The organism is Pseudomonas sp. NFX71 (genome assembly GCF_048079215.1).
In the GTDB taxonomy this organism is placed as follows: domain Bacteria; phylum Pseudomonadota; class Gammaproteobacteria; order Pseudomonadales; family Pseudomonadaceae; genus Aquipseudomonas; species Aquipseudomonas fluorescens_B.
The window spans coordinates 2904461-2928991 of record NZ_CP182230.1 but is presented as its reverse complement, the minus strand read 5'-3'; the positions used below and the strand labels follow the sequence as shown (position 1 = coordinate 2928991).

30 protein-coding genes are annotated in these 24531 nt (G+C 59.8%); 12 read left to right on the top strand and 18 right to left on the bottom strand.

The features are described 5' to 3' along the window. Window positions 1–7: 7 nt before the first annotated feature. On the top strand, window positions 8–727 hold the full coding sequence (locus ACM1ZW_RS13410; protein ID WP_416740683.1) for a DUF4198 domain-containing protein: 720 nt from the start codon (window positions 8–10) through the stop codon (window positions 725–727). A gap of 119 nt (window positions 728–846) precedes the next feature. Here the strand turns inward: ACM1ZW_RS13410 and hisC are convergent, their stop codons facing one another. The 10 genes from hisC to ACM1ZW_RS13360 form a co-directional block, all read right to left on the bottom strand. Beyond that, window positions 847–1899, bottom strand: a complete 1053-nt coding sequence (gene hisC, locus ACM1ZW_RS13405) for a histidinol-phosphate transaminase (RefSeq protein ID WP_416740682.1) — start codon at window positions 1897–1899, stop codon at window positions 847–849. Window positions 1900–1901: 2 nt separating this feature from the next. After that, a complete protein-coding gene (hisD, locus tag ACM1ZW_RS13400) occupies window positions 1902–3239 on the bottom strand; it encodes a histidinol dehydrogenase (RefSeq protein WP_414879369.1) in 1338 nt (445 codons plus the stop codon). Window positions 3240–3364: 125 nt separating this feature from the next. Continuing rightward, a complete protein-coding gene (gene hisG, locus ACM1ZW_RS13395) occupies window positions 3365–4000 on the bottom strand; it encodes an ATP phosphoribosyltransferase (protein WP_007901570.1) in 636 nt (211 codons plus the stop codon). Window positions 4001–4170: 170 nt separating this feature from the next. Then, window positions 4171–5436: a UDP-N-acetylglucosamine 1-carboxyvinyltransferase gene (gene murA, locus ACM1ZW_RS13390; RefSeq protein ID WP_017336551.1), complete on the bottom strand. Its 1266-nt coding sequence runs from the start codon at window positions 5434–5436 to the stop codon at window positions 4171–4173. A 22-nt stretch (window positions 5437–5458) separates the two neighbouring features. Beyond that, complete coding sequence (locus tag ACM1ZW_RS13385; protein ID WP_007901566.1) at window positions 5459–5698, bottom strand: BolA family protein; 240 nt, start codon at window positions 5696–5698, stop codon at window positions 5459–5461. Between the two features lie 113 nt (window positions 5699–5811). Beyond that, on the bottom strand, window positions 5812–6117 hold the full coding sequence (locus ACM1ZW_RS13380; protein WP_017336550.1) for an STAS domain-containing protein: 306 nt from the start codon (window positions 6115–6117) through the stop codon (window positions 5812–5814). Then, on the bottom strand, window positions 6114–6770 hold the full coding sequence (locus ACM1ZW_RS13375) for an MlaC/ttg2D family ABC transporter substrate-binding protein (protein ID WP_017336549.1): 657 nt from the start codon (window positions 6768–6770) through the stop codon (window positions 6114–6116). The genes ACM1ZW_RS13380 and ACM1ZW_RS13375 overlap by 4 nt, the downstream gene beginning before the upstream one ends. A gap of 11 nt (window positions 6771–6781) precedes the next feature. After that, window positions 6782–7249 (bottom strand): outer membrane lipid asymmetry maintenance protein MlaD, encoded by a 468-nt coding sequence (mlaD, locus tag ACM1ZW_RS13370; protein WP_017336548.1) that lies wholly within the window; start codon window positions 7247–7249, stop codon window positions 6782–6784. Then, window positions 7249–8046 (bottom strand): lipid asymmetry maintenance ABC transporter permease subunit MlaE, encoded by a 798-nt coding sequence (mlaE, locus tag ACM1ZW_RS13365; protein WP_017336547.1) that lies wholly within the window; start codon window positions 8044–8046, stop codon window positions 7249–7251. Before mlaE ends, mlaD begins: the two co-directional genes overlap by 1 nt. Further along, complete coding sequence (locus ACM1ZW_RS13360; RefSeq protein WP_017336546.1) at window positions 8046–8855, bottom strand: ATP-binding cassette domain-containing protein; 810 nt, start codon at window positions 8853–8855, stop codon at window positions 8046–8048. Before ACM1ZW_RS13360 ends, mlaE begins: the two co-directional genes overlap by 1 nt. A 275-nt stretch (window positions 8856–9130) precedes the next feature. On the opposite strand from ACM1ZW_RS13360, the gene ACM1ZW_RS13355 reads away from it, so the two are divergent. From ACM1ZW_RS13355 to ACM1ZW_RS13310, 10 genes are all read left to right on the top strand, one after another. After that, the gene (locus ACM1ZW_RS13355) at window positions 9131–10105 is read left to right on the top strand and encodes a KpsF/GutQ family sugar-phosphate isomerase (protein ID WP_017336545.1); all 975 of its coding nucleotides are present in this window, start codon (window positions 9131–9133) and stop codon (window positions 10103–10105) included. Next, window positions 10105–10629: a KdsC family phosphatase gene (locus ACM1ZW_RS13350; protein ID WP_017336544.1), complete on the top strand. Its 525-nt coding sequence runs from the start codon at window positions 10105–10107 to the stop codon at window positions 10627–10629. Before ACM1ZW_RS13355 ends, ACM1ZW_RS13350 begins: the two co-directional genes overlap by 1 nt. A 7-nt stretch (window positions 10630–10636) precedes the next feature. Beyond that, window positions 10637–11209 (top strand): LPS export ABC transporter periplasmic protein LptC, encoded by a 573-nt coding sequence (lptC, locus tag ACM1ZW_RS13345; RefSeq protein WP_017336543.1) that lies wholly within the window; start codon window positions 10637–10639, stop codon window positions 11207–11209. Next, window positions 11196–11744, top strand: a complete 549-nt coding sequence (lptA, locus tag ACM1ZW_RS13340) for a lipopolysaccharide transport periplasmic protein LptA (protein ID WP_017336542.1) — start codon at window positions 11196–11198, stop codon at window positions 11742–11744. Before lptC ends, lptA begins: the two co-directional genes overlap by 14 nt. Continuing rightward, window positions 11744–12469, top strand: a complete 726-nt coding sequence (gene lptB / locus ACM1ZW_RS13335) for an LPS export ABC transporter ATP-binding protein (protein WP_017336541.1) — start codon at window positions 11744–11746, stop codon at window positions 12467–12469. Before lptA ends, lptB begins: the two co-directional genes overlap by 1 nt. 185 nt (window positions 12470–12654) lie before the next feature. Further along, window positions 12655–14148 (top strand): RNA polymerase factor sigma-54, encoded by a 1494-nt coding sequence (locus tag ACM1ZW_RS13330; RefSeq protein ID WP_017336540.1) that lies wholly within the window; start codon window positions 12655–12657, stop codon window positions 14146–14148. A gap of 74 nt (window positions 14149–14222) precedes the next feature. Further along, window positions 14223–14531, top strand: coding sequence for a ribosome hibernation-promoting factor, HPF/YfiA family (hpf, locus tag ACM1ZW_RS13325; protein WP_007941242.1), 309 nt, complete (start codon window positions 14223–14225; stop codon window positions 14529–14531). Between the two features lie 12 nt (window positions 14532–14543). After that, the gene (ptsN, locus tag ACM1ZW_RS13320; RefSeq protein ID WP_017336539.1) at window positions 14544–15008 is read left to right on the top strand and encodes a PTS IIA-like nitrogen regulatory protein PtsN; all 465 of its coding nucleotides are present in this window, start codon (window positions 14544–14546) and stop codon (window positions 15006–15008) included. 2 nt (window positions 15009–15010) lie between these two features. Then, entirely contained in the window at window positions 15011–15868 is an 858-nt protein-coding gene (gene rapZ / locus ACM1ZW_RS13315; RefSeq protein WP_017336538.1) for an RNase adapter RapZ, read from the top strand. Window positions 15869–15883: 15 nt separating this feature from the next. Next, window positions 15884–16159: an HPr family phosphocarrier protein gene (locus ACM1ZW_RS13310; protein ID WP_017336537.1), complete on the top strand. Its 276-nt coding sequence runs from the start codon at window positions 15884–15886 to the stop codon at window positions 16157–16159. 76 nt (window positions 16160–16235) lie between these two features. On the opposite strand, the gene ACM1ZW_RS13305 is transcribed toward ACM1ZW_RS13310, so the two are convergent. The 6 genes from ACM1ZW_RS13305 to pmbA all read right to left on the bottom strand — a co-directional run bounded on the left by ACM1ZW_RS13305 (window position 16236) and on the right by pmbA (window position 21519). Continuing rightward, window positions 16236–17129: a ZIP family metal transporter gene (locus ACM1ZW_RS13305; RefSeq protein ID WP_414883440.1), complete on the bottom strand. Its 894-nt coding sequence runs from the start codon at window positions 17127–17129 to the stop codon at window positions 16236–16238. A 30-nt stretch (window positions 17130–17159) separates the two neighbouring features. Continuing rightward, window positions 17160–17771, bottom strand: coding sequence for a superoxide dismutase (locus ACM1ZW_RS13300; RefSeq protein WP_414883441.1), 612 nt, complete (start codon window positions 17769–17771; stop codon window positions 17160–17162). A 1-nt stretch (window position 17772) separates the two neighbouring features. Next, complete coding sequence (locus ACM1ZW_RS13295; protein ID WP_017336534.1) at window positions 17773–18204, bottom strand: hypothetical protein; 432 nt, start codon at window positions 18202–18204, stop codon at window positions 17773–17775. A 27-nt stretch (window positions 18205–18231) separates the two neighbouring features. Beyond that, on the bottom strand, window positions 18232–19608 hold the full coding sequence (locus tag ACM1ZW_RS13290; RefSeq protein WP_017336533.1) for a class II fumarate hydratase: 1377 nt from the start codon (window positions 19606–19608) through the stop codon (window positions 18232–18234). Further along, on the bottom strand, window positions 19589–19996 hold the full coding sequence (locus ACM1ZW_RS13285; protein WP_416740681.1) for a FagA protein: 408 nt from the start codon (window positions 19994–19996) through the stop codon (window positions 19589–19591). Before ACM1ZW_RS13285 ends, ACM1ZW_RS13290 begins: the two co-directional genes overlap by 20 nt. 176 nt (window positions 19997–20172) lie before the next feature. Continuing rightward, window positions 20173–21519 (bottom strand): metalloprotease PmbA, encoded by a 1347-nt coding sequence (gene pmbA, locus ACM1ZW_RS13280; RefSeq protein ID WP_414879363.1) that lies wholly within the window; start codon window positions 21517–21519, stop codon window positions 20173–20175. 108 nt (window positions 21520–21627) lie between these two features. Between pmbA and yjgA the strand changes: the two genes are divergently transcribed. Further along, window positions 21628–22152 (top strand): ribosome biogenesis factor YjgA, encoded by a 525-nt coding sequence (gene yjgA / locus ACM1ZW_RS13275; protein WP_007901505.1) that lies wholly within the window; start codon window positions 21628–21630, stop codon window positions 22150–22152. 48 nt (window positions 22153–22200) lie between these two features. Here yjgA and tldD read toward each other — a convergent pair whose 3' ends face one another. Together tldD and ACM1ZW_RS13265 are read right to left on the bottom strand one after the other, a co-directional pair. Continuing rightward, a complete protein-coding gene (gene tldD, locus ACM1ZW_RS13270) occupies window positions 22201–23643 on the bottom strand; it encodes a metalloprotease TldD (protein ID WP_017336530.1) in 1443 nt (480 codons plus the stop codon). Between the two features lie 18 nt (window positions 23644–23661). Then, window positions 23662–24510, bottom strand: a complete 849-nt coding sequence (locus ACM1ZW_RS13265; RefSeq protein WP_414879362.1) for a carbon-nitrogen hydrolase family protein — start codon at window positions 24508–24510, stop codon at window positions 23662–23664. Window positions 24511–24531: the final 21 nt, after the last annotated feature.

Below are 24531 nucleotides of genomic sequence, written 5' to 3'. Positions count from 1 at the left end.
CGTCACCATGCACCCTATCAAACCCATGGCACTGCTCGGCTTGCTCTTCGCCACCGAGGTCTCGGCCCATGGCCTGTGGACCGAAGAACGCCGCGGCAACATCGAAGTGGTTTACGGCCACGGCGCCGAGGACAACGCCTTCAAACCGCAAAAAATCAGCGGCGCCTGGGCGTATGACGCCAGCGGCAAAATGATCCCGGTGACCGTGCAACGCCTGGCCGATCACGCACGTCTGCAACCGCTGAAGCCGCCTGCCGTGATGGCGGTGGCGCTGAACAACGGCATGTGGTCGCAAACGGCGGATAAAAAATGGATCAACGAAGGACGCAGCAAAGTACCGGGCGCAATCGAGTCGACCCAGACGTTCAAATACAGTCTGGCTATCTACCAACCGGGGGCGAAATTGCCGTCACTTGATCAGATGAAGCTGCTGATTTTGCCGGAGGTTGATCCGCTGACGGTCGGCCCGGGTAAATCGTTGCCGGTCCGCGTGCTACTGGATGGCAAACCTGTGGCGGGGGTGAAGTTGACGGGCGATTACCGCAGCGCGCCGAATACGTTGAGCACGGAAACCGACGCCCAGGGGCGGGCGCAAGTGTTGGTGCGTAATGAAGGGTTGAATGTGATTGCCGCGCAAGTGGAAGTCCCGGTGAAGGACAGCCCTGACGTGAATAGTCGGGGATTGTTCAGTTCGCTGACGTTCCTGGGCGAGCCACATCACGAGTAAGACGCCGACTCTGCGGTGAATCTTTCGCCGACAAGCCAGCTCCAGCAGGATTTGTATCGATCACGGGCGTTGTAGTCGATACGATTCTCTGTAGGAGCCGGCTTGCCAGCGAAAGCTAATTACAGGTCGCCGAGCCCATCAATCAGTGCCTGATTCTGTTCCGGCGTGCCGATGGAAATCCGCAGGAACTGGGCAATCCGCTCCTGCTTGAAGTGCCGAACGATAACGCCCTGCTCGCGCAGCTTCGCCGCCAGCCCCGCCGCATCGTGCTGCGGATGACGGGCGAAAATGAAGTTCGCCGCCGACGGCAGCACCTCAAAGCCTTTCCCCTGCAACTGCGAGATCACCCATTCACGGTGTTCGATCACCAGGCGACACGTCTTGTCGAAGTACTCACGATCATCGAACGCTGCCGCAGCACCGACATTCGCCATGCGATCCAGCGGGTATGAGTTGAAGCTGTTCTTGATTCGCTCCAGCGCCTCGATCAAATCCGGATGTCCGACCGCCAGACCTACCCGAAGACCGGCCAGTGAACGGGACTTGGACAAGGTCTGAGTCACCAGCAGATTCGGATAGCGGTCGACCAGAGTGATCGCCGTTTCGCCACCGAAGTCGATGTAAGCCTCGTCCACCACGACCACCGAATCCGGGCTCGCCTTGAGGATCTGCTCAACCGCGTCCAGCGCCAGCAGGCAACCGGTCGGCGCGTTCGGGTTCGGGAAAATGATCCCGCCGTTTGGCTTGGCATAGTCCGCCGGGTTGATCCGGAACTGCGCGTCCAGCGGCACCGCGTCGAACGTGATGCCATACAACCCGCAGTAAACCGGGTAGAAGCTGTAGCTGATGTCCGGGAACAGCAACGGTTTATCGTGTTGCAGCAAACCGTGAAAGATGTGCGCCAGGACTTCATCGGAACCGTTGCCGAGGAACACCTGATTGCCCTGCACGCCGTAATACCGGGCGACTGCTTGCTTGAGCACATCACTATTCGGGTCCGGGTACAGACGCAGGTTGTCATTCAATTCGGCCTGCATCGCCGCCAAGGCTTTGGGCGACGGGCCGTACGGGTTTTCGTTGGTGTTGAGCTTCACCAGTTTCGTCAGCTTCGGCTGCTCGCCCGGCACGTAAGGCACCAGATTCTTGACGAACGGGCTCCAGAATTTACTCATGCTCAGTTCCCCTGCCCTTGTGGAAAGTCTTCGTCAACGATGCGGTATTCGGCGCTGCGGGCGTGGGCGGTCAGAGACTCGCCACGGGCCAGCACGGAAGCAGTCTTGCCCAGTTCGGACGCACCCTGCTCGGAGCAGAAGATGATCGACGAGCGTTTCTGGAAGTCGTACACGCCCAGCGGCGACGAGAAGCGTGCGGTGCCAGAGGTCGGCAGCACGTGGTTCGGGCCGGCGCAGTAGTCGCCCAGGGCCTCGGAGGTGTGACGGCCCATGAAGATCGCGCCCGCGTGACGGATCTGCGGTAACCAGGCTTGCGGGTCTGCCACCGACAACTCCAGGTGCTCCGGTGCAATGCGGTTGGCCACTTCGATCGCCTGGTCCATGTCGCGCACCTTGATCAGTGCACCACGGCCATTGATCGAAGTTTCGATGATTTCGGCACGCTCCATGGTCGGCAGCAGTTTGGCGATGCTGGCAGCGACCTGGTCGAGGAACTCGGCGTCCGGGCTGACCAGAATCGCCTGGGCGTCTTCGTCGTGTTCGGCCTGGGAAAACAGGTCCATGGCGATCCAGTCCGGATCCGTCTTGCCGTCACACACCACAAGGATTTCCGATGGCCCGGCGATCATGTCGATGCCGACCTGGCCAAATACATGGCGCTTGGCGGTGGCGACATAGATGTTGCCCGGGCCGACCACCTTGTCGACCTTCGGCACGCTTTCAGTGCCGTAAGCCAGAGCGGCAACGGCTTGTGCGCCACCGATAGTGAAGACGCGGTCAACGCCGGCGATGCAGGCGGCGGCCAGCACCAGCTCATTGATTTCACCGCGCGGGGTCGGTACGACCATGACCACTTCGGTCACACCGGCAACCTTGGCCGGAATCGCGTTCATCAGCACGGACGACGGGTAAGACGCCTTGCCGCCCGGCACGTACAGACCGGCGCGATCCAGCGGCGTAACCTTTTGGCCCAGCACGGTGCCGTCGGCTTCGGTGTAGCTCCAGGAGTCCTGTTTTTGCTTCTCGTGGTAGCTGCGCACGCGGGTCGCGGCTTTTTCCAGGGCTTCGCGCTGAGGTACGGTGATTCGGGTCAGGGCCAGTTCCAGGCGTTCGCGCGGCAGGATCAGGTCGGCCATCGAGGCGACGTCCAGACCGTCGAACTGCCGGGTGAACTCCACCAGCGCCGCATCGCCACGCTCACGCACGGCTTTGATGATGTCCAGCACCCGCTGATTGACCGAGTCGTCAGACACACTTTCCCAGCTCAGCAGATGATCCAGATGATGCGCGAAATCCGGATCAGCAGCGTTGAGTCGGCGAATTGCAGTCAGTGCGGTCATAGCGAGAGCCTCATAGGAATGGCAAAAACTCAGGCGCCCTAACTTAGCAGTCGTTTCCGCTTGGGCACCTGAGATTCTGGCTATGAGGCGGATAGACGGGCGCGACTCAAAGTCGCGCAGGTGAATCAGCCGCGGTGTCGAGACTCCACTGCCTTGCGCAGGGTGTCGATCAACGCCTGGATACGGGCGTGCTGCATTTTCATCGAAGCTTTGTTGACGATCAGCCGGGAGCTGATGTCGGCAATGAAGTCCTGGGGTTCCAGACCATTGGCGCGCAGCGTATTGCCAGTGTCGACCACGTCGATGATCTTGTCCGCCAGACCGATCAGCGGCGCCAGTTCCATGGAGCCGTAAAGCTTGATGATGTCGACCTGACGACCCTGTTCGGCGTAATAGCGCTTGGCAACGTTGACGAATTTGGTTGCCACGCGCAGACGGCCCTTGGGCTCGACATCGCCGACACGACCAGCGGTCATCAGCTTGCAAAGGGCAATGCGCAGGTCCAAAGGCTCGTACAGGCCCTGGCCACCGTATTCCATCAGCACATCTTTACCGGCGACGCCCAGGTCGGCGGCACCATGCTCGACGTAAGTCGGCACGTCGGTGGCGCGCACGATCAGCAGGCGCACATCAGCCTGGGTCGTGGGGATGATCAGCTTGCGGCTCTTGTCCGGATTCTCGGTCGGCACGATGCCCGCTTCAGCCAGAAGCGGCAGGGTGTCGTCAAGGATGCGGCCCTTGGACAGTGCGATGGTCAACATGGGAAACGTCAGTCCTTATCAAGGTACGTGCCCGGTCACAAATGGCGCCGGACACACATCGAGGGCGGAGACCCCCGACTTGAAACGAATTCATCCATGTGGCGCAACAGCTACTGCGCTCTGCTGTAACACCACATGTGGGCACATCCTTATGCCCATGCAGCAAAAAACTAGCCCGGTACGCGACGGATCTTGGCGCCGAGCATCTGCAGTTTCTCTTCGATGCACTCATAACCACGGTCGATGTGGTAGATGCGGTCGATCAGGGTGTCGCCTTCAGCGATCAGCGCCGAGATCACCAGGCTGGCCGATGCACGCAGGTCGGTGGCCATGACTGGCGCGCCTTTCAGCTTCTCGGTGCCGGTGACGATGGCGGTGTTGCCTTCGACCTGGATCTTGGCGCCCATGCGGTGCAGTTCGTACACGTGCATGAAACGGTTTTCGAAGATCGTCTCGATCACGGCACCAGTGCCTTCGGCAATGGCGTTGAGCGAGATGAACTGCGCCTGCATGTCAGTCGGGAATGCCGGGTACGGAGCGGTACGCACGTTGACGGCTTTTGGCCGCTTGCCGTGCATGTTCAGCTCGATCCAGTCTTCGCCGCAGGTGATTTCGGCACCCGACTCGCGGAGTTTTTCCAGGACGGCTTCGAGAATGGTCGGATCCGTGTCCTTGACCTTCACGCGACCGCCGGTCACGGCGGCAGCCACCAGGTAGGTGCCGGTTTCGATACGGTCGGGCATCACTTTGTAAGTGGTGGTGTGCAGACGCTCGACGCCATCGATGGTGATGGTGTCGGTGCCGGCGCCAGTGATCTTGGCACCCATGGCGATCAGGAAGTTCGCCAGGTCGACGACTTCAGGCTCGCGTGCGGCGTTGGCCAGAACGCTGCGGCCCTTGGCCAGAGCGGCGGCCATCATGATGTTTTCGGTACCGGTCACGCTGACGGTGTCGAAGAAGAAGTGCGCACCGCGCAGGCCGCCTTCAGGGGCCTTGGCCTTGATGTAGCCGCCTTCGACGTCGATGACCGCGCCCATGGCTTCAAGACCCCGGATGTGCAGGTCCACCGGACGCGAACCGATGGCGCAACCGCCAGGCAGCGCGACTTCGGCTTCACCGAAACGGGCAACCATCGGGCCCAGTACCAGGATCGACGCACGCATGGTTTTCACCAGTTCGTACGGGGCGATCAGGGTCTTGATGGTGCGCGGGTCGATTTCGACGCTCAGTTTCTCGTCGATCACCGGCTCGATGCCCATGCGACCGAACAGCTCGATCATGGTGGTGATGTCATGCAGGTGCGGCAGGTTGGCAACGGTAACCGGGCCATCGCACAGCAAGGTGGCAGCCAGGATCGGCAGGGCAGAGTTCTTCGCCCCGGAAATGCGGATCTCGCCATCAAGACGAGCGCCACCGGTAATAATCAATTTATCCATAAGAATCTCGACGCCCTTGGGCTCAGGTGCGCTCGGCCCAGGCCGCGCTGCTGAAAAATTTCATAGTGACCGCATGGATGCTGCCATCGGTGATCCATGGGTTCAAATGGGCATAGACCTGCTGCTGACGCTTCACCGGGCTCAACGCCGCCAGTTCATCGCTAATCACATTCAGCTGGAAATTGCAGCCTTCGCCTTCAACTTCCACCTTGGTGTTTGGCAGCTTTCCTTCAAGGAAGCTCTTCACTTCTACGGCCTGCATGCTCAACCTCAATCGGCGCCCTGTGCGCGCGGGTCGGACATCATACAAAAAAGCCCCGCGCCTGCGAACCCCGCGAAGCAGGACTCTGACGGGGGGCTTTCTTATCGATGCGGTTAGGGATGCGCCAACAGCTCGGTCAATTCACTGACCTGAGCAATTTCGCGCATGTCTTCGGGCATTGCACGGATGCTCAGCGGCTTGCCGGCCTCCTGAGCATCACGCATGAAACACAGCAGCAGCGACAAGCCGACACTGCTGGACTTCAACACCGCCGAACAATCCACCACCAAGGCGGCGGCCTTGCTGGCCTTGATCAGCGCCTGGCCCTGCTTGCGCAGGCCCGGGCCGGTGCGGTAGTCGAGCATGCCGCTGAGCATCAGCTCGCCGGATTCGCTCATGCGAATGGCCGATACACTCATTGGGCTTGCTTCTCAGGCGTTTGCTTCTCGCTGGCTTCCTTGGCTTTGGCGACTTCACCGGCCCAACCATTGATGGTCTTGTCCAGGTCGTTGCCATTGCGCTGCATCGCATCGGCGAACTGATCGCGGAACAGCTTGCCGATGTTGATGCCATTGATGATCACGTTGCGCAACTTCCACTCGCCACTGATCTTTTCGAGCGTGTAGGACACAGGATAGATCGCGCCGTTGCTGCCCTTGACCGTCATGCCAACGCTGGTGCGGTCTCCCGACTCATCCTTGGCAGGGTCGACGACGATGCCCTGATTGTTGTACTCGAGCAAGGCGTTGCCATAGAACTGGAACAGGCCCTTCTTGAAGTTTTCTTCAAAGGCCTTCATCTGCGCAGGCGTGGCCTTGCGCGAATACTTGACCGTCATGATGCTCTTGGAAATGCCCTCGGCATCCACGACAGGGCCGACGATGGTATTCAGCGCCGTGTAAAAGTCCTGCGGATCCTGCTTGTACTTCTCTTTGTTGGCAGACAGATCCGCCAACAACCGGGTCGTGGTGTCCTGTACCAGATCGTGCGCGGAAGGCGCCGCCACGGCGTTAGCCATCAACGGCAGGGCCGCGAGTAATACCAACAGGCCACGTCGCAAGGTAGAGATCATTCAAAAGCTCCTCATTTGGCGTCTTTGCTAACGGTATTGAGCAGGAATTTACCGATCAGGTCCTCGAGCACCAGCGACGACTGGGTGTCATGGATGGTTCCACCATCCTTGAGCAGGCCTTCTTCGCCGCCCACGCTGATACCGATGTATTTCTCGCCCAACAGGCCAGCAGTCAGAATAGATGCAGTGGAGTCAGTCGGCAGGTTATCCACGCGCTTTTCCAATTGCATCGTCACCCGACCGGTGAAACTGTCGCGGTCCAGATCGATCGCCGTGACCTTGCCGATGGTCACACCGGCCATGGTCACTTTAGCTCTGACCGTCAAACCGGCGATATTGTCGAAATAGGCATAAAGTTTATACGTATCGGTGGTTGAGCTCGGGGACAGGCCACTCACCCGCAACGCCAGCAACAGCAAAGCCAGGATGCCAGCCAGCAAGAAAAGGCCGACACCGATTTCCAGGGTGCGGTTTTGCATCAGAAATCTCCAAACATCAAGGCGGTCAGAATAAAGTCCAGGCCGAGTACAGCCAACGAGGCATACACAACGGTCTTGGTAGTGGCACGACTGATCCCCTCGGAGGTGGGCTCGCAGTCATAGCCTTGGAATACGGCGATCCAGGTCACGACAAAGGCGAAGACGATACTTTTGATGATGCCGTTGAGCACATCGTCAGTGAACGTCACGCTGTTCTGCATGTTGGACCAGTAGGAACCTTCATAGACACCCAGCCAGTCGACGGCCACCCAAGAACCGCCCCAGATACCCACCACGCTGAAAATCATCGCCAGCACCGGCAGGGAAATGAAGCCGGCCCACAGGCGCGGGGCAATGATGTACTTGAGCGGGTCGACACCAATCATTTCCAGACTGGACAGCTGCTCGGTGGATTTCATGTTGCCGATTTCAGCCGTCAGGGCCGAACCGGCGCGTCCGGCGAACAACAATGCAGTGACCACGGGGCCCAGTTCGCGCAGCAAGGTCAGGGCAACCATCTGCCCGACCGCCTGCTCCGAACCGTAGCTGGACAGAATATTGAACCCTTGCAGCGCCAGCACCATGCCGATGAACACCCCGGAGACCACAATGATCACCAGGGACATCACGCCCACCGAATGCAGCTGCTTGATCAGCAGGCCGAAACCGCCCCCGATGCCGCCACGGCCGAGCAAGGCATGGAACAGGAAGATCGCCGAACGGCCGAACACCGCCATCACATCGATGCCGCCGTGACCGAAACGACGTACGCGTTCTAATAGTGAAATCTTGCGCATCAACGCTTCCCCAGAAGATCTGCGCGGTAATCCGTCGCTGGAAAGTGGTATGCGACCGGACCGTCGGGATCGCCGGTCATGAATTGACGAATACGCGGCTCCTGCGAATTCATCAGCTCCTCGGGAGTGCCCTGCCCCAACACTTGCCCATCGCCCACCACATAAATGTAATCGGCAATGCTGGCCGTCTCGGCCAGATCGTGGGAAACCACGATACTGGTGATACCCAGCGCATCGTTGAGCAAACGGATCAGGCGCACCAACACGCCCATGGCGATAGGGTCCTGGCCGACGAAGGGTTCGTCATACATGAGAATCTGCGGATCAAGGGCAATCGCCCGCGCCAGCGCGACACGGCGCTTCATGCCGCCGGACAGCTCGTCAGGCATCAGGTCGATGGCGCCACGCAGGCCCACGGCCTGTAATTTGAGCAGGACGATGTCCCGGATCATTTCTTCCGGAAGCTCGGTATGAACGCGCAGGGGAAAGGCAACGTTCTCGAACACGTCGAGATCGGTAAACAGTGCGCCACTCTGAAACAGCACGCCCATGTGTTTACGCGCATCGAACAAATCACTGCGCGACAGTTTCGGCAGGTTCTGACCGTTGACCCAGACTTCGCCCTTGGTCGGACGCAATTGGGCGCCCATCAAACGCAACAGTGTGGTCTTGCCACACCCGGAAGGCCCCATGATGCCGGTGACCTTGCCGCGCGGAATACGGATATCGACGTTATTGAAAATGCTGCGCGCACCGCGCTTGAAGGTCAGTCCCTTCAGCTCGACCGCGTAGGCGTTATCGGCACTCATCTAAACTCCTTGCGATGCAGCCTCTCACTCGGACGCCTGACTTCCTTGCGAAAGCACATACCTCCCGGGCAGGCCGAACTGGCGGCGAACTATATCACTGCAAAGGCCAAGCGCCCAAGGGCCAAGCCTGGCCTTGTTCAGCAACCTGAGCGGTAAAAAGCTTTATTTAGAGGGATTCGGTAACAGGGAATGTCAAAGCGCGACGAACTTGCGTGAGGGTTTCGATCATTACCGCTATAATCGCCGCCTTTTCATCAGGCTATACGATTTCTGACATGAGCCAATCCAGCGACCTGATTCAATCAGCACAACGCACCATCCGCCTCGAACTGGAAGCCGTACAAGGCTTGCTGCCCCATATCGACGCAGATTTCGTACGCGCTTGCGAGATGATTCTGGCCAGCAAAGGCCGCGTAGTCGTGGTCGGCATGGGCAAATCCGGACATATCGGCAACAAGATTGCCGCTACCCTGGCCAGCACCGGCACCACGGCTTTCTTCGTGCACCCGGCCGAAGCCAGCCACGGCGACATGGGCATGATCACCCGTGACGACATCATCCTGGCCCTGTCGAACTCCGGTTCCACCAATGAAATCGTCACCCTGCTGCCGTTGATCAAACGCCTGGGCATCAAGTTGATCAGCGTGACCGGCAACCCCGACTCTCCGCTGGCCAAGGCCGCCGAAGTCAATCTCAACGTGCATGTCGAACACGAAGCCTGTCCGCTGAACCTGGCGCCGACATCGTCGACCACTGCCGCCCTGGTCATGGGCGACGCCCTGGCCGTTGCGCTGCTCGAAGCCCGCGGCTTTACCGCTGAAGACTTTGCCTTTTCCCACCCTGGTGGCGCGCTGGGCCGACGCCTGCTGTTGAAAGTGGAAAACGTCATGCATGCCGGGCAGGAGCTGCCGCAAGTCCAGCGCGGCACACTGCTCAAGGACGCGCTGATGGAAATGACCCGCAAGGGTCTGGGCATGACCGTCATCCTGGAAGCCGACGGCACACTCGCCGGGATCTTCACCGACGGCGATTTGCGTCGCACCCTGGATCGCAGCATCGATATTCACAGTGCGACGATCGACCAGGTCATGACCGCCCACGGCAAGACTGCCCGCGCCGAGATGCTCGCCGCCGAGGCCCTGAAAATCATGGAAGACCATAAAATCAACGCGCTGGTCGTGGTCGACAGCGAAGACCGTCCGGTCGGCGCCTTGAACATGCACGACTTGCTGCGTGCGGGAGTAATGTAATGAGCACGGACCTGCTGCAACGCGGCAAACAGATCAAACTGGCCGTCTTCGACGTCGATGGCGTCCTGACCGACGGGCGTTTGTACTTCCTTGAAGACGGCAGCGAATTCAAGACCTTCAACACGCTCGACGGCCAGGGTATCAAGATGTTGATGGCAGCCGGCGTACAGACCGCTATCATCAGCGGCCGCAAGACACCGGTGGTCGAGCGACGGGCAAAGAACCTCGGCATTCCCCACCTGTATCAGGGGCGCGAAGATAAACTGGTGGTGCTGGACGAACTTCTCGCCCAACTCAACCTAAGCTATGAGCAAGTCGCCTACCTTGGTGACGACCTGCCAGACCTGCCGGTGATTCGCCGCGTAGGCCTGGGCATGGCGGTGGCCAATGCCGCCGGCTTCGTGCGTGAACACGCCCATGGCATCACCCAGGCCCGTGGTGGCGAGGGTGCCGCCCGCGAATTCTGCGAATTGATCCTGCGCGCCCAGGGCCGCCTCGATGCGGCCAACGCCGCGTACCTGTGAGCCAACTATGCTGAGCAAGAAATTTCGCAACATCCTGGTGTTCGGTTGCATCGCAGCAATTTTTGCGGCGGTCGGCTACTGGAACATCAGCCCGGAACGCTTCCTCGACCAGCCGGTGGCAAAGGTCGATGAAAGCGCGATCGACTATTACGCACTCAACGCCCACAGCGTGCAGTACCTGCCGGACGGCAAACTGCAGTACGAAATGACGTCGGACAAGGTTGAACACCTGAAGGCGACCGAAGTGACGCTGTTGACCAATCCGGACCTGAACCTGTTCCGCGGCACCCAATTCCCCTGGCACGTCCAGAGCGAACACGGTGAAGTCAATCCGGATGGCACCCAGGTCGAGCTGATCGACTCGGTGCGCATCACCCGTTTCGACGAGAAAAACCGCAAGACCCTGATTACCACCACCCGCATGACAGTGTTCCCGCAGCAGCAATATGCGCAGACCGATCAACCCGTTAGAATCGACGGCGCTGGTGGTGTCTCGACTGGCAAGGGAATGAAAGCGTATTTGAAAGAAAGCAGGATACACCTGCTATCGAACGTAAGAGGACAGTATGAGGCTCGTTAAAACTCTCCCTATTTTGCTCGGTCTGGGCGCAGCACTGGGAAGCGTGAGCGCCTGGGCTCTGCCGAACGATCAACAGCAGCCTATCCGCATTCAGGCCGACGACGCCCAACTGGACGACAAGAATGGCGTTGCCACCTACACCGGCGATGTGATCATTACCCAGGGCTCGATGAAGGTTACCGGCAACAAGGTCACCATCACCCGCACCGCAGCCGGCGACATTGACGTCGTGACTTCGGTCGGCAACCTGGCCTACTTCGAGCAGTTGCAGACCGCTGGCGACACCAAACCAGTTCAGGGGTACGGCGTGACTATCCAGTACCACGCCTCCCAAGACCGCGTCGTGCTGATCGATAAGGCGAAAGTCATCGACAAGGACGGCAACGTTACCCAAGGCGAGAAAATCGTCTACGACACCAATAAAAAGCTCGCCAGCGCCGGCCGTGCCACAGGCACCAACGTGACCGAATCGCGCCCGCGGATCGACATGGTGATCCAGCCGAAAAAGAAAACCGAAGAGCAAAAGGCCCCGTAATGGCAACTCTGAAAGCTCAGCATCTGGCCAAGAGCTACAAGAGCCGCCAGGTCGTGCGCGACGTCAGCCTGTCCATCGACAGCGGTCAGATCGTCGGCCTGCTTGGTCCTAACGGCGCCGGCAAGACCACCTGCTTCTACATGATCGTCGGCCTCGTCCAGGCCGATCAGGGCCGCGTCCTGATCGACGATCTGGACGTCAGCCACCAGCCGATGCACGGTCGTGCGAAGGCCGGTATCGGCTATCTTCCACAAGAAGCGTCGATCTTCCGCAAACTCTCGGTTGCCGACAACATCATGGCAATCCTCGAGACCCGCAAGGAACTCGACAAGGCCGATCGCCGCAAAGAGCTGGAAAGCCTGCTGCAGGAATTCCACATCAGCCACATCCGGGACAACCTCGGCATGAGCCTGTCCGGTGGTGAACGCCGCCGCGTGGAAATCGCCCGTGCACTGGCAACCAACCCGAAATTCATCCTCCTCGACGAACCCTTCGCCGGTGTGGACCCGATTTCGGTGGGCGACATCAAGCAGATCATCTACCACCTCAAGGCCAAGGGCATTGGCGTGCTGATCACCGACCACAACGTCCGTGAGACCCTGGATATCTGCGAAACCGCCTACATCGTCAACGATGGCCAGCTGATCGCCGAAGGTGATTCTGCCACCATCCTGGCCAACGACCTCGTGAAAGAAGTCTATCTGGGCCATGAGTTCCGCCTGTAAGCATCAGGGCGTCTCTGGCTAGTCGCCGAGCGCTTGTCTCGATAAAAAATCAACAATTTTTTATTGTTACAGCGCTCTAGGCAAACGTTGCAGTTTCAGGCATATAATTTGCTTATGTTTGGCGCTCCGGCGCCCTGTAGTGGATGGCGCATGTGCGCCGGCGAATAAGGTGTTAAGCCCCTGCCATGAAACCATCGCTAGTCTTGAGAATGGGCCAGCAGCTGACGATGACACCGCAGCTGCAACAGGCCATCCGCCTGCTCCAATTGTCGACCCTGGACCTGCAACAGGAAATCCAGGAAGCCCTGGAGTCCAATCCGATGCTCGAACGCCAGGAAGAAGGCGACGACTTCGATAACGCCGACCCCTTGGCCGACAAAGCCGAACAGCAACCCAACGCCGATGTTTCAGAGCCCTCCTACCAGGAAACCGCCCCGACGGTGGACAACCTCGATGAGGGCGACTGGAACGAGCGCATTCCCAACGAACTGCCCGTCGACACCGCATGGGAAGACGTCTACCAGACCAGCGCCAGCAGCCTGCCGAGCAACGATGACGACGAGTGGGATTTCACCACCCGCACATCGGCCGGTGAAAGCCTGCAAAGCCATCTCTTGTGGCAATTGAACCTGGCGCCGATGTCCGACACCGATCGTCTGATCGCCGTGACCCTGATCGATTGCATCAACAACCAGGGCTACCTGGACGAAACCCTCGAGGAAATCCTCGAAGCTTTCGATCCGGAACTCGACATCGAACTGGACGAAATCGAAGCCGTCCTGCATCGCATCCAGCAATTCGAGCCGGCCGGCATCGGCGCCCGCAACCTTGGTGAATGCCTGCTGCTGCAATTGCGCCAGCTGCCCGCCAAGACGCCTTGGCTGGCCGAGGCCAAGCGCCTGGTCACCGACTATATCGACTTGCTCGGCAGCCGCGACTACAGCCAGCTGATGCGCCGCATGAAGCTGAAGGAAGACGAACTGCGCCAGGTCATCGAACTGGTACAGAGCCTCAACCCACGCCCTGGCTCGCAGATCGAGTCCAGTGAAGCCGAATACGTGGTCCCCGATGTGATCGTGCGCAAGGACAACGAGCGCTGGCTGGTAGAACTGAATCAGGAATCGGTACCGCGACTGCGGGTCAACGCTCAATACGCCGGTTTCGTGCGTCGCGCCGACACCAGCGCCGACAACACCTTCATGCGCAATCAGTTGCAAGAGGCCCGCTGGTTCATCAAGAGCCTGCAAAGCCGTAACGAAACCCTGATGAAAGTTGCCACCCAGATCGTCGAGCATCAACGCGGCTTTCTGGAATACGGCGACGAAGCGATGAAACCGCTGGTCCTGCATGACATCGCCGAAGCGGTGGGCATGCACGAATCGACGATTTCACGGGTGACCACGCAAAAATTCATGCATACCCCTCGGGGCATATATGAGCTGAAATACTTTTTCTCCAGCCACGTCAGCACCTCCGAAGGCGGCGAATGCTCGTCCACGGCGATCCGCGCGATCATCAAAAAACTGGTTGCTGCGGAAAATCAGAAAAAGCCGTTGAGTGACAGCAAGATCGCTGGTTTACTGGAGGCACAAGGCATTCAGGTGGCTCGCCGCACCGTCGCCAAGTACCGCGAATCCCTCGGGATCGCGCCTTCGAGCGAACGCAAGCGGTTGATGTAGAGCCACGCCACAGCGTTCCAGTGGTAGATCATCTGATCTACCGCTTTATGCACTGGCAACGAAGGAGAAGCTGTATGCAAGTCAACATCAGTGGACACCAACTGGAAGTGACCGAACCTCTTCGCACCTACATCGGCGAAAAACTCGAACGATTAGAGCGGCATTTCGACAAGATCACCAACGTGCAAGTCACGATGACGGTCGAGAAGCTGAAGCAGAAAATCGAAGCCACGCTGCATATTCCCGGCAATGAAGTGGTCGCAAACGCGGAACATACCGACATGTACGCGGCGATCGACGCGCTGACCGACAAGCTGGATAAACAACTCAAAAAGCATAAGGAAAAGACCCAAAGCCTCCTCCAGGGCGCGACCGGTCGTTAACACTCCCAACCCATGATCCTACTTGAAAGCATCCTGACCCCCGGCCGTTCCCTCGTGAACGTGCCGGGCGGCAGCAAAAAGAAAGCCCTCGAGCAAATTGCCAACCTTATCCATAAAGAAGTGCTGGATCTGGAGATGCAAGATGTCTTCGAGGCTTTGATTGCCCGTGAAAAACTTGGCTCGACCGGTTTTGGTAACGGCATCGCTATCCCCCACTGCCGCCTGAAAGGCTGCACCTCGCCCATCAGTGCCTTGATGCACCTGGATGCCCCCATCGATTTCGACGCCATCGACGGCGCCCCGGTTGACCTGCTGTTCGTTCTGCTGGTCCCGGAAGCGGCTACCGATGCGCACCTTGAATTGCTCCGGCAGATCGCCAGCATGCTTGATCGCAAGGAAGTCCGTGATCGCCTGCGCAGCGCACCGAGCAATGAAGCCTTGTATCAGGTTGTCCTGGACGAGCAAAACAGGCACTAATCATGCGCTTGATCATCGTCAGTGGCCGTTCCGGCTCAGGTAAAAGCACCGCGCTCGATGTTCTCGAGGACAACGGCTATTACTGCATCGACAACCTGCCCGCCGGGTTGCTGCCGGAACTGGCCGAGCGTGCGTTGATTCACACAGAGCTGGCGCAGCCGCTGGTTGCCGTCTCCATCGATGCGCGCAACTTGCCGAGCCACCTGACCCGTTTTCCGGAACTGCTCGCAGAAGTCCGCAGCCGGCATATCCAATGCGACGTCCTGTACCTGGATGCCGACGAAGAAACCTTGCTCAAGCGTTTTTCGGAAACCCGCCGCCGTCACCCGCTGAGCAGCGCCAATCGCTCGCTGGCCGAGGCGATCAACGATGAAACCAACCTGCTCGGGCCGATTGCCGACCTCGCCGATCTCAAGGTCAATACCACCAACCTGAACCTTTATCAGCTGCGCGATACCATCAAATTGCGCCTGCTGAACCAACCGGAACCCGGCACTGCGTTCCTGGTGGAATCGTTCGGATTCAAGCGCGGCATGCCGGTGGACGCCGATCTGGTGTTCGACGTGCGCTGCCTGCCGAACCCTTATTGGAAGCCGGAGCTACGCGATCAGTCCGGGCTTGACCAGCCGGTTGCCGAGTACCTGGCGGCCCAGCCGGACGTCGAGGAGATGTTCCAAGACATTTCCACTTACCTGCTCAAATGGCTGCCCCGCTTTGCCGCCAGCAACCGTGCTTATGTCACCATTGCCATTGGCTGTACCGGCGGGCATCACCGCTCCGTGTACCTGACCGAACGTCTGGGCCAGGTCCTGCAAAAATCCCTGAAGAACGTCCAGGTCCGCCACCGCGACCTCAGCTAAAGGATTCACATCGCGATGCCTGCTCTGGAAATCGAAATCATCAACAAGCTGGGCCTGCATGCCCGTGCTTCTGCCAAATTCGTCGGCGTGGCCGGTCAGTTCAAGGATTGCACGATCCGGGTCGGACGCACGCCGGAATCCACGGTCGATGGCAAAAGCATCATGGCCATGATGATGCTCGCCGCTGGCAAGGGCACCAAGATCCATCTGAGCACGGAAGGCGAGCAAGAACAGGAAGCACTGGATGCACTGGTCGCGTTGATCAACAACTTCTTCGACGAAGGCGAATAAAAAGATCGCAGCCTTCGGCAGCTCCTACATGTGAATGCAATCTCATGCAGGAGCTGCCGAAGGCTGCGATCTTTTTTCAGGCGAGCGCGGTATCCATCACCATCATCAAACAAAACCCGATCAGCAACCCAAGGCTGGCCAGCTTGTCATGACCATGGCGGCGCGACTCGGGAATGACTTCATGCGTCACCACCAACAACATCGCCCCGGCCGCCAGTGCCAGGCCCAACGGCAAGAGCAACTCGGCCAGGGTCACCAGCCAGGCGCACAACAGCGCAAAGACCGGTTCGACCAATCCTGACGCCGCACCGATCAGGAACGCTTTGACCCGCGACATCCCTGCCCCGGCCAACACCAACGCAATCACCAACCCCTCCGGTACATCCTGCAACGCGATGCCCATGGCCAGGCTGTCGGCGTCGGGCATGCCGCCACCCGCCGAGACACCGACCGCCATGCCTTCAGGAATGTTGTGGGCAATGATGGCAAACACGAACAACCAGATCCGTGGCGGAATGACCGGTCGCTCCAGCGTGCCAACGAGCATTTCCGGCGATGCGCCAGACACCTTTCGATCCACCAGAAACAACCCGAACGCACCCAGCATGATGCCGAAGCTGATCAGGCCGCTCGCCGCCCAAGGCGTCAGCCCCAGGCTTTCAGCCGCAGCAATGCCCGGAACGATCAGCGAAAAAGCTGTCGCCGCGAGCATCACCCCGGCACCGAAGCCGAGCAGTGTATCGCTGACCGCCTGGGGCATGCGCCGAATCACCAGCACCGGTACCGCGCCCAGGGCCGTACCCAATGCGCAGATCGCACCGCCCTGTAAGGCCCGTAGCAGTTTCGGTTCAAGATCCAGCCACGCCAGGCCCTGGGCGACCAACAAGCTCATACCCGCCAGCAGTAACAGCGACCCCAATGCGTAACGAAACATCCGCCCACTTCCGATCGCCAGTGTTTCAGTGCCCATAGTCAGCCCAGGATTGTTTTTATAGAAGACTTAAACCAGTGCAGCCTGATAGCGCGCAGCGACTTCAGGCCAATTGATCACGTTATAAAACGCGTTGATGTATTCCGGGCGACGGTTTTGATATTGCAGGTAATAGGCGTGCTCCCAGACATCCAGGCCGAGGATGGGTGTATTGCCGTTCATCAACGGACTGTCCTGGTTACCGCTGCTTTCCACGACCAGGGTCTTTTGCGGGGTCACACTCAGCCAGGCCCAGCCGCTGCCGAAACGGGTCAGCGCGGCTTTGGTGAACGCTTCCTTGAAACGGTCGAGGCCGCCCAGTTGGTCGTCGATCGCCTTGGCCAGCTCGCCGTCCGGCTGACCGCCGCCGTTGGGCACCATGACTTCCCAGAACAGCGAATGGTTGGCGTGACCACCGCCCTGATTGATCACCGCTGCGCGGAGTTTTTCCGGCAGCTGTTGAACGGCAGCCACCAGTTTTTCCACCGGCCACTCGACAAACTCGGTGCCTTCTAAGGCGGCGTTCAGGTTGTTGATGTAGGTCTGGTGATGCTTGGTGTAGTGGATTTCCATGGTTTGCGCATCGATGTGCGGTTCCAGGGCATCGTAGGCGTACGGCAAGGCAGGCAAGCTAAAAGCCATTTCAATGGACTCCATGAGGTAGAGGCGCAGCGGGCGACGCAGCATCGGTGTGCAGCAAACGATGAGTACGCGGGTATTCGCCGTGCTCGCTGATGAAATTCAGCAGTTCGACGTAGGTTTTACTGCTCTGACGCAGCGCTGCTTCGCGCAATGCGGGCGCCAGCCGCGGGTCCTGCATGGTCTTCAATAGCCGCTGGTGGATGGCGCACAGGTATTCGGCGCTCTCCTCCGGCTGGTTCAGACGCAAATGCAGGTCCGCCAGGTTGTGGTGGGAAATCACGCAGGCCGCCACCGCTTCGTCGGCGTCCGCCCAGCGCTCGAACAACACCTGAGCCAGGGCCAATGCCTGCAGGTAAGCTTCGCGGGCATCCACCAGTTCGCCCAGCATGAAACAGCGGTTTGCCCTTTCGATCGTGCGTTTCCAGTGCTCCATGGTGAGCCTCCAAAGCGGTTGCGGTGATTACACGCCGCCTGCGGTGAGCTTTTCCGGATTGAGCAACTCTTCCAGTTGGCTACGTGTCAGGTCGGTGTGTTCCAGAGCGACATCGATCACCGGCCGGCCCTGCTGATAAGCCTTCTTGGCAATTTCAGCGGCGTTCTGGTAACCAATGATCGGGTTCAGTGCAGTGACCAGAATGGGGTTGCGCGACAGCGCTTCCTTGAGCCGGGCTTCGTTGACCTTGAAGCTGGCGATAGCCTTCTCACCCAGCAGGTGGCTGGCGTTGGCCAGCAACTCGATGCTGCTCAGCAGGTTCTGGGCAATGATCGGCAGCATCACGTTCAGCTCGAAGTTGCCCGACTGGCCAGCGATGGTGATGACCGTGTCATTGCCGATCACTTGGGCAGCGACCATGGCGGTGGCTTCCGGGATCACCGGATTGACCTTGCCGGGCATGATCGACGAGCCCGGCTGCAAGGCTTCGAGCTCGATTTCACCAAGACCGGCCAGCGGGCCGGAGTTCATCCAGCGCAGGTCGTTGGCGATTTTCATCAGCGAAACAGCGGTGGTTTTCAGTTGCCCGGAGAGCGCAACGGCAGTGTCCTGGGAGCCGATCAGTGCGAACAAATCGGGGCCCGGCGTGAATCGCACCTGAGTCAGTTGGGTCAACTGCTGGCTGAAAAGACCGGCGAACTCGGGATGCGCATTAATGCCGGTGCCCACCGCCGTGCCGCCCTGAGCCAGGGATTGCAGACTCGGCAGCAGATCCTGCAGATGACCGATGTTGGCCTTCAGCTGTTGCGCCCAACCGTTGAGCACCTGGCTCATGCGCACCGGCATTGCATCCATCAAGTGAGTGCGACCGGTTTTGACGTGGTGGTGAACCTCTTCAGCCTTGTGCTCGATGACCTGCACCAGGCGCACCAGCGCTGGCAGCAGTTGTTCATGCAACGCCAGCGTAGCGCTGACGTGGATGGTGGTCGGGATGATGTCGTTGCTGCTCTGGCCGCAATTGACGTGATCGTTGGGGTTCACCGGCTCGCCGAGCAGACGGCTGGCCAAGGTCGCGATCACTTCGTTGGCGTTCATGTTGGAACTGGTGCCGGAACCGGTCTGGAAAATATCCACCGGGAAGTGCTGCATGAAGTCGCCCTGCAACAAACCCAGTGCCGCGTCGACGATGGCTTTGCCCTGGGATTCGCTGATCTGCTTGAGTTCGACGTTGGCTTGGGCAGCGGCGGCCTTGGCCAGGATCAGTGCGCGGATGAACTGCACCGGCATCGGTTTACCGCTGATCGGGAAGTTCTCCACCGCACGCTGGGTCTGTGCGCCGTAAAGCGCATCCACCGGGACCTGAAGCTCGCCCATGCTGTCGCGCTCAATACGAGTCTTGTTCATCAGAAAATCCTTGTACCAGTTCTATGAGAGGAATCGAGGGCTGCAACTGGCAGGTCGCCAGTTGCCAGGTGTAGCTTTGCCAGCGCTTGAGGCGGCACTTGCAGAGGGAGAGGCGTTCGAGTTCGCGCAGCGGGCGCCATGCCTGATCCAGGCAATAGGTCCGCCAGTGCCAGGGCAGCGCAACATCGGCGGCGGTATCGAGCAGCACACGGAAAGACGTTTCGGCGATGGTCCAGGGAGAGGTCACCGTGCAGCACGCCAGATACCGGCCTTCGGCCAGGTAATGTTCGATCAGGCGAGGCTCGTCGGGATCCATCGCGCAACGGATCTGGCGACTCATCCAGCGCCAGTTTTCGAGGTAGGGCTGTTCGTGCAAGGCAGAACTCATGATCCGGGCTCATTCGGTAATGAGATTTATTATTAGATGATAATGAGAACCAAAACAAGGTCGACCGCACACCGAGTTCATGGTGGGCTTGCCCGCGATGTGACCGTCTGCGTGAACCCAATAAAAAAAGGCGCGCCACCCAATGGGTGGCGCGCCTTTTTGCCTGGCGGTAAGCGTTAGCTACCGGCGACGGTCATCCGCTCGATCAATACCGACCCCGTGCGAATGTTGCTGCGCAATTCCAGGTCATTACCGACGGCGACTATTTGCTTGAACATGTCGCGCATGTTGCCGGCGATGGTGACTTCCTGGACCGCAAACTGGATTTCGCCGTTTTCGACCCAGTAACCCGCCGCGCCACGGGAATAATCGCCCGTGACCATGTTCAGGCCCTGGCCCATGAGCTCGGTGACCAGCAAGCCACGGCCCATGCGGCGCAGCAAGGCCGCTTGATCTTCATCGCCGTGAGTGACGAACAGGTTGTGTACGCCGCCGGCGTTGGCGGTGCTCGGCATGCCGAGTTTGCGACCGGAATAGGTGCCGAGAATGTAGGACACCAACTCGCCTTTTTCGACGAACGGTTTGGCGTAGGTTGCCAAGCCATCGCCGTCAAACGCCGAACTGCCCATGGCGCGCATCAAATGTGGACGTTCATCGATGGTCAGCCATTCCGGGAACAGCTTCTGACCCAGCGTCCCTTCAAGGAACGACGATTTACGATACAGGCTGCCGCCGGAAATCGCCGAGAGGAAACTGCCGAACAAACCACCCGCCAGCTCAGCGGAGAACAGCACCGGCACTTCACAGGTAGGCACCGGACGCGCGCCCAGACGGCTCGCTGCACGTTGCGCGGCACGCTGGCCGATGCTCGCAGGATCCATCAGCAAGTTGCCCTGGCGGTTCACGTCATACCAGTAATCGCGCTGCATCTGGCCATCGGCCTCGGCGATCATCACGCAGCTCAAGCTATGGCGAGTCGAGGCGTAACCGCCAATAAAACCGTGGCTGTTGCCGTAAACACGGCAGCCCTGGTGAGTGCTGAGGGTGGTGCCGTCGGCGTTCTTTATCCGGCTGTCGGTGGCGAATGCTGCCGCCTCACAGCTCAAGGCCATCTCGATGGCTTGCTCCGGTGTGATGTCCCATTGGTGGAACAGGTCGAAATCCTGCAGATCCTTGGCCATCAGTGCAGCGTCCGCCAGGCCGGCGGCTTCGTCTTCGGAGGTGTGTTTGGCGATGGCCAGCGCCGCAGCGACGGTTTCGCGAATCGCGTCCGGGCCACTGGCCGAGGTGCTGGCCGAGCCCTTGCGCTGGCCAACATACAAGGTGATGCCAAAGCCCTGATCCCGGTTGAATTCGACGGTTTCGACTTCGCGCTGGCGTACAGAGGTCGACAGGCCCTGCTCCAGGGACACCGCCACTTCACAGGCACTGGCGCCCTGGCGCTTGGCTTCAGCAATGATCTGCTCGACTTGTTCCTGCAGTGCCGGCAACGCTTGTGGGCCGACGCTTTCAACTGCACTCATGCTGTTCTCCACTCAAATTCTGCTTTCGGTAAAGGCCTTCGAGCGACCGGGCCGGACAAGCGGCCCCCGACTGGTTATCATGGCGGCGTTTCTTTGCGGACGGCCACCATGGTTGATTCTTACGACGACTCCCTCGATACGGGAGAAAAAAGCAAATCCCAGGTTAAACGCGAGCTGCATGCTCTGGTTGACCTCGGCGAGCGCCTTACAACGCTCAAGCCTGACTTGCTGGCAAAACTGCCCTTGACCGACGCTATGCGCCGGGCCCTGGCCGATGCGCCCAAGCACACCGCGAATATCGCGCGTAAACGGCACCTTATGTTCATCGGCAAACTGATGCGCGATCAGGACACTGACGCCATTCTGACTTTGCTCGATCAACTCGATGCCTCCACCCGGCAGTACAACGAACGTTTCCACGGACTGGAACGCTGGCGCGATCGCTTGATCGCGGGCGACGATGCAGTCCTGGAGAAGTTCGTGCTCGACTACCCTGAGGCTGATCGTCAGCAGTTGCGCTCCCTGATCCGTCAGGCCCAGCACGAACTGGCGACCAACAAGCCACCAGCGTCGAGCCGTAAAATCTTCAAGTACATCCGTGAGCTCGACGAGACTCAACGCGGCCTGCGTTAAGTCCCGTCTCGGGTGAGTCGTTACGCGACTCACCCGACGCTCCATCCCTTACGATCCTGTGCCACCCACAGTGATCGCATCGATTTTCAGCGTTGGCTGGCCGACACCCACCGGCACCGACTGCCCGTCCTTGCCGCACGTGCCCACACCGCTGTCCAGCGACAGATCATTACCGACCATCGACACCTTGCTCATCGCCTCCGGGCCGTTGCCGATCAACGTCGCGCCTTTGACCGGGGCGGTAATCTTGCCGTCTTCGATCAGGTACGCCTCGCTGGTGGAGAACACAAATTTGCCGCTGGTGATGTCCACCTGACCGCCGCCGAGGTTGGCGCAGTAGATGCCGCGTTTCACCGAGGCAATGATTTCCGCCGGATCGCTTTCGCCCGCCAGCATGTAAGTGTTGGTCATGCGCGGCATCGGCAGGTGCGCGTAGGATTCGCGACGGCCGTTGCCTGTGCGGGCCACGCCCATCAGGCGCGCATTGAGCTTGTCCTGCATGTAGCCTTTGAGCACGCCGTTTTCGATCAGCGTGGTGCACTCGGTCGGCGTGCCTTCGTCGTCGACACTCAGCGAGCCACGGCGACCGGCCAGCGTGCCGTCATCGACGATGGTGCAGAGTTTGGACGCAACCATCTCACCCATACGCCCGCTGTAGGCGGAACTGCCCTTGCGGTTGAAATCACCTTCCAGACCGTGGCCGACCGCTTCGTGCAGCAGCACCCCGGACCAGCCCGACCCCAACACCACCGGCAACGTACCGGCCGGCGCCGGAATGGCTTCAAGGTTGACCAGCGCCTGACGCAGCGCCTCACGGGCGTAGCTCATGGCACGGTCTTCGGCGAGGAAGTACCGGTAATCGGTACGACCGCCGCCACCATGACCGCCACGCTCGCGGCGACCGTTCTGCTCAACGATCACGCTGACGTTGAAACGCACCAACGGCCGCACATCCGCCGCCAGGCTACCGTCGGTCGAAGCGACAAGAATGCGCTCCCAGACACCGGCCATGCTCACGGTCACTTGCTGGATACGCGGATCGAGGGCGCGCGTGGCAACGTCGATACGCTTGAGCAGCTCGACTTTCTCGGCGCGGGTCAGTACTTCCAACGGGTTATCCGGTCCGTACAGCTGGGCGACATCCTGAGTGGTGAACGCCTGCACCGTGCCATTCTGCCCGGCGCGGGAGATCGAACGAGCAGCACGCGCCGCCGCGCCCAGGGCTTCGAGGGTGATCGCATTGCTGTAGGCAAAACCGGTTTTCTCACCCGATTGCGCGCGCACGCCAACACCTTGATCAAGGTTGAAGCTGCCTTCCTTGACGATCCCGTCTTCCAGCGCCCACGACTCGGAAATCTGCCCCTGGAAATACAGGTCGGCGGCATCGATACCCGGGCCGGCCAGATCGCCGAGCACACCTTGCAGGCTCTCGATCGTTACGCCGCCGGGCGCCAGGAGGTGTTCACTGACTGAGGACAACAACTCGCTCATATGCTTTACGCCTTAAATTCATCGTTCTGAGGCAGGTCGCTGCGCGCCCTGCGAGAAAAAGCGCCGGTGACTGGACACCGGCATCCGCGCCCGGATGGACGCCTGTTCGCTGCTATCGCGTTCGGCCAGCAGCACGGCCTCGCCTTGGTCCTGTTGCGCGAGCACTCGCCCCCACGGGTCGATGATCGCAGCATGGCCGAAGGTCTCTCGCGGTCCCGGATGCGTTCCACCCTGGGCCGCCGCGAGCACATAACACTGGGTCTCGATGGCCCGCGCTCGAATCAGCACATCCCAATGCGCCGCGCCGGTCACGGCGGTAAAGGCTGACGGTGCGGTAATCAATTCCGCCCCGGCAGCGCGCAATTCGCTGTACAGCTCCGGGAAGCGCAGGTCGTAACACACCGTCAGGCCGACCCGACCGACGGGCGTGTCGGCGACCACCACGCCACTGCCATAAGCATAGTCATCGGATTCCCGATAACGCCCGCGGTTGTCCGCCACGTCCACGTCAAACAGGTGCAATTTGTCGTAGCGCGCCACCGTCTCGCCCTGATCATTGACCAGTAGCGAGCAGGCATGCACTTTCGCCGTCGGTTGATCCACCGGCGGCAACGGCAAGGTGCCGGCCACTATCCATAACTTGAGGTCGCGAGCGGTCTGTTTCAACCAGGGCAGGATCGGACCTTCGCCCGACGCCTCGGCGCGACCGATGTCAGCGATGTCACGGCGGCCCATGGCGGCGAAATTTTCCGGCAGCACAGCCAGCTTCGCGCCACCGGCTGCCGCTTGTTCGAGCAGCCGACGAGCCTGGGCCAGATTGGCCAGCACATCGCTCTGGCTGACCATTTGAATCACCGCTAACGACATGGCCTTACCCTTATCCGGAAT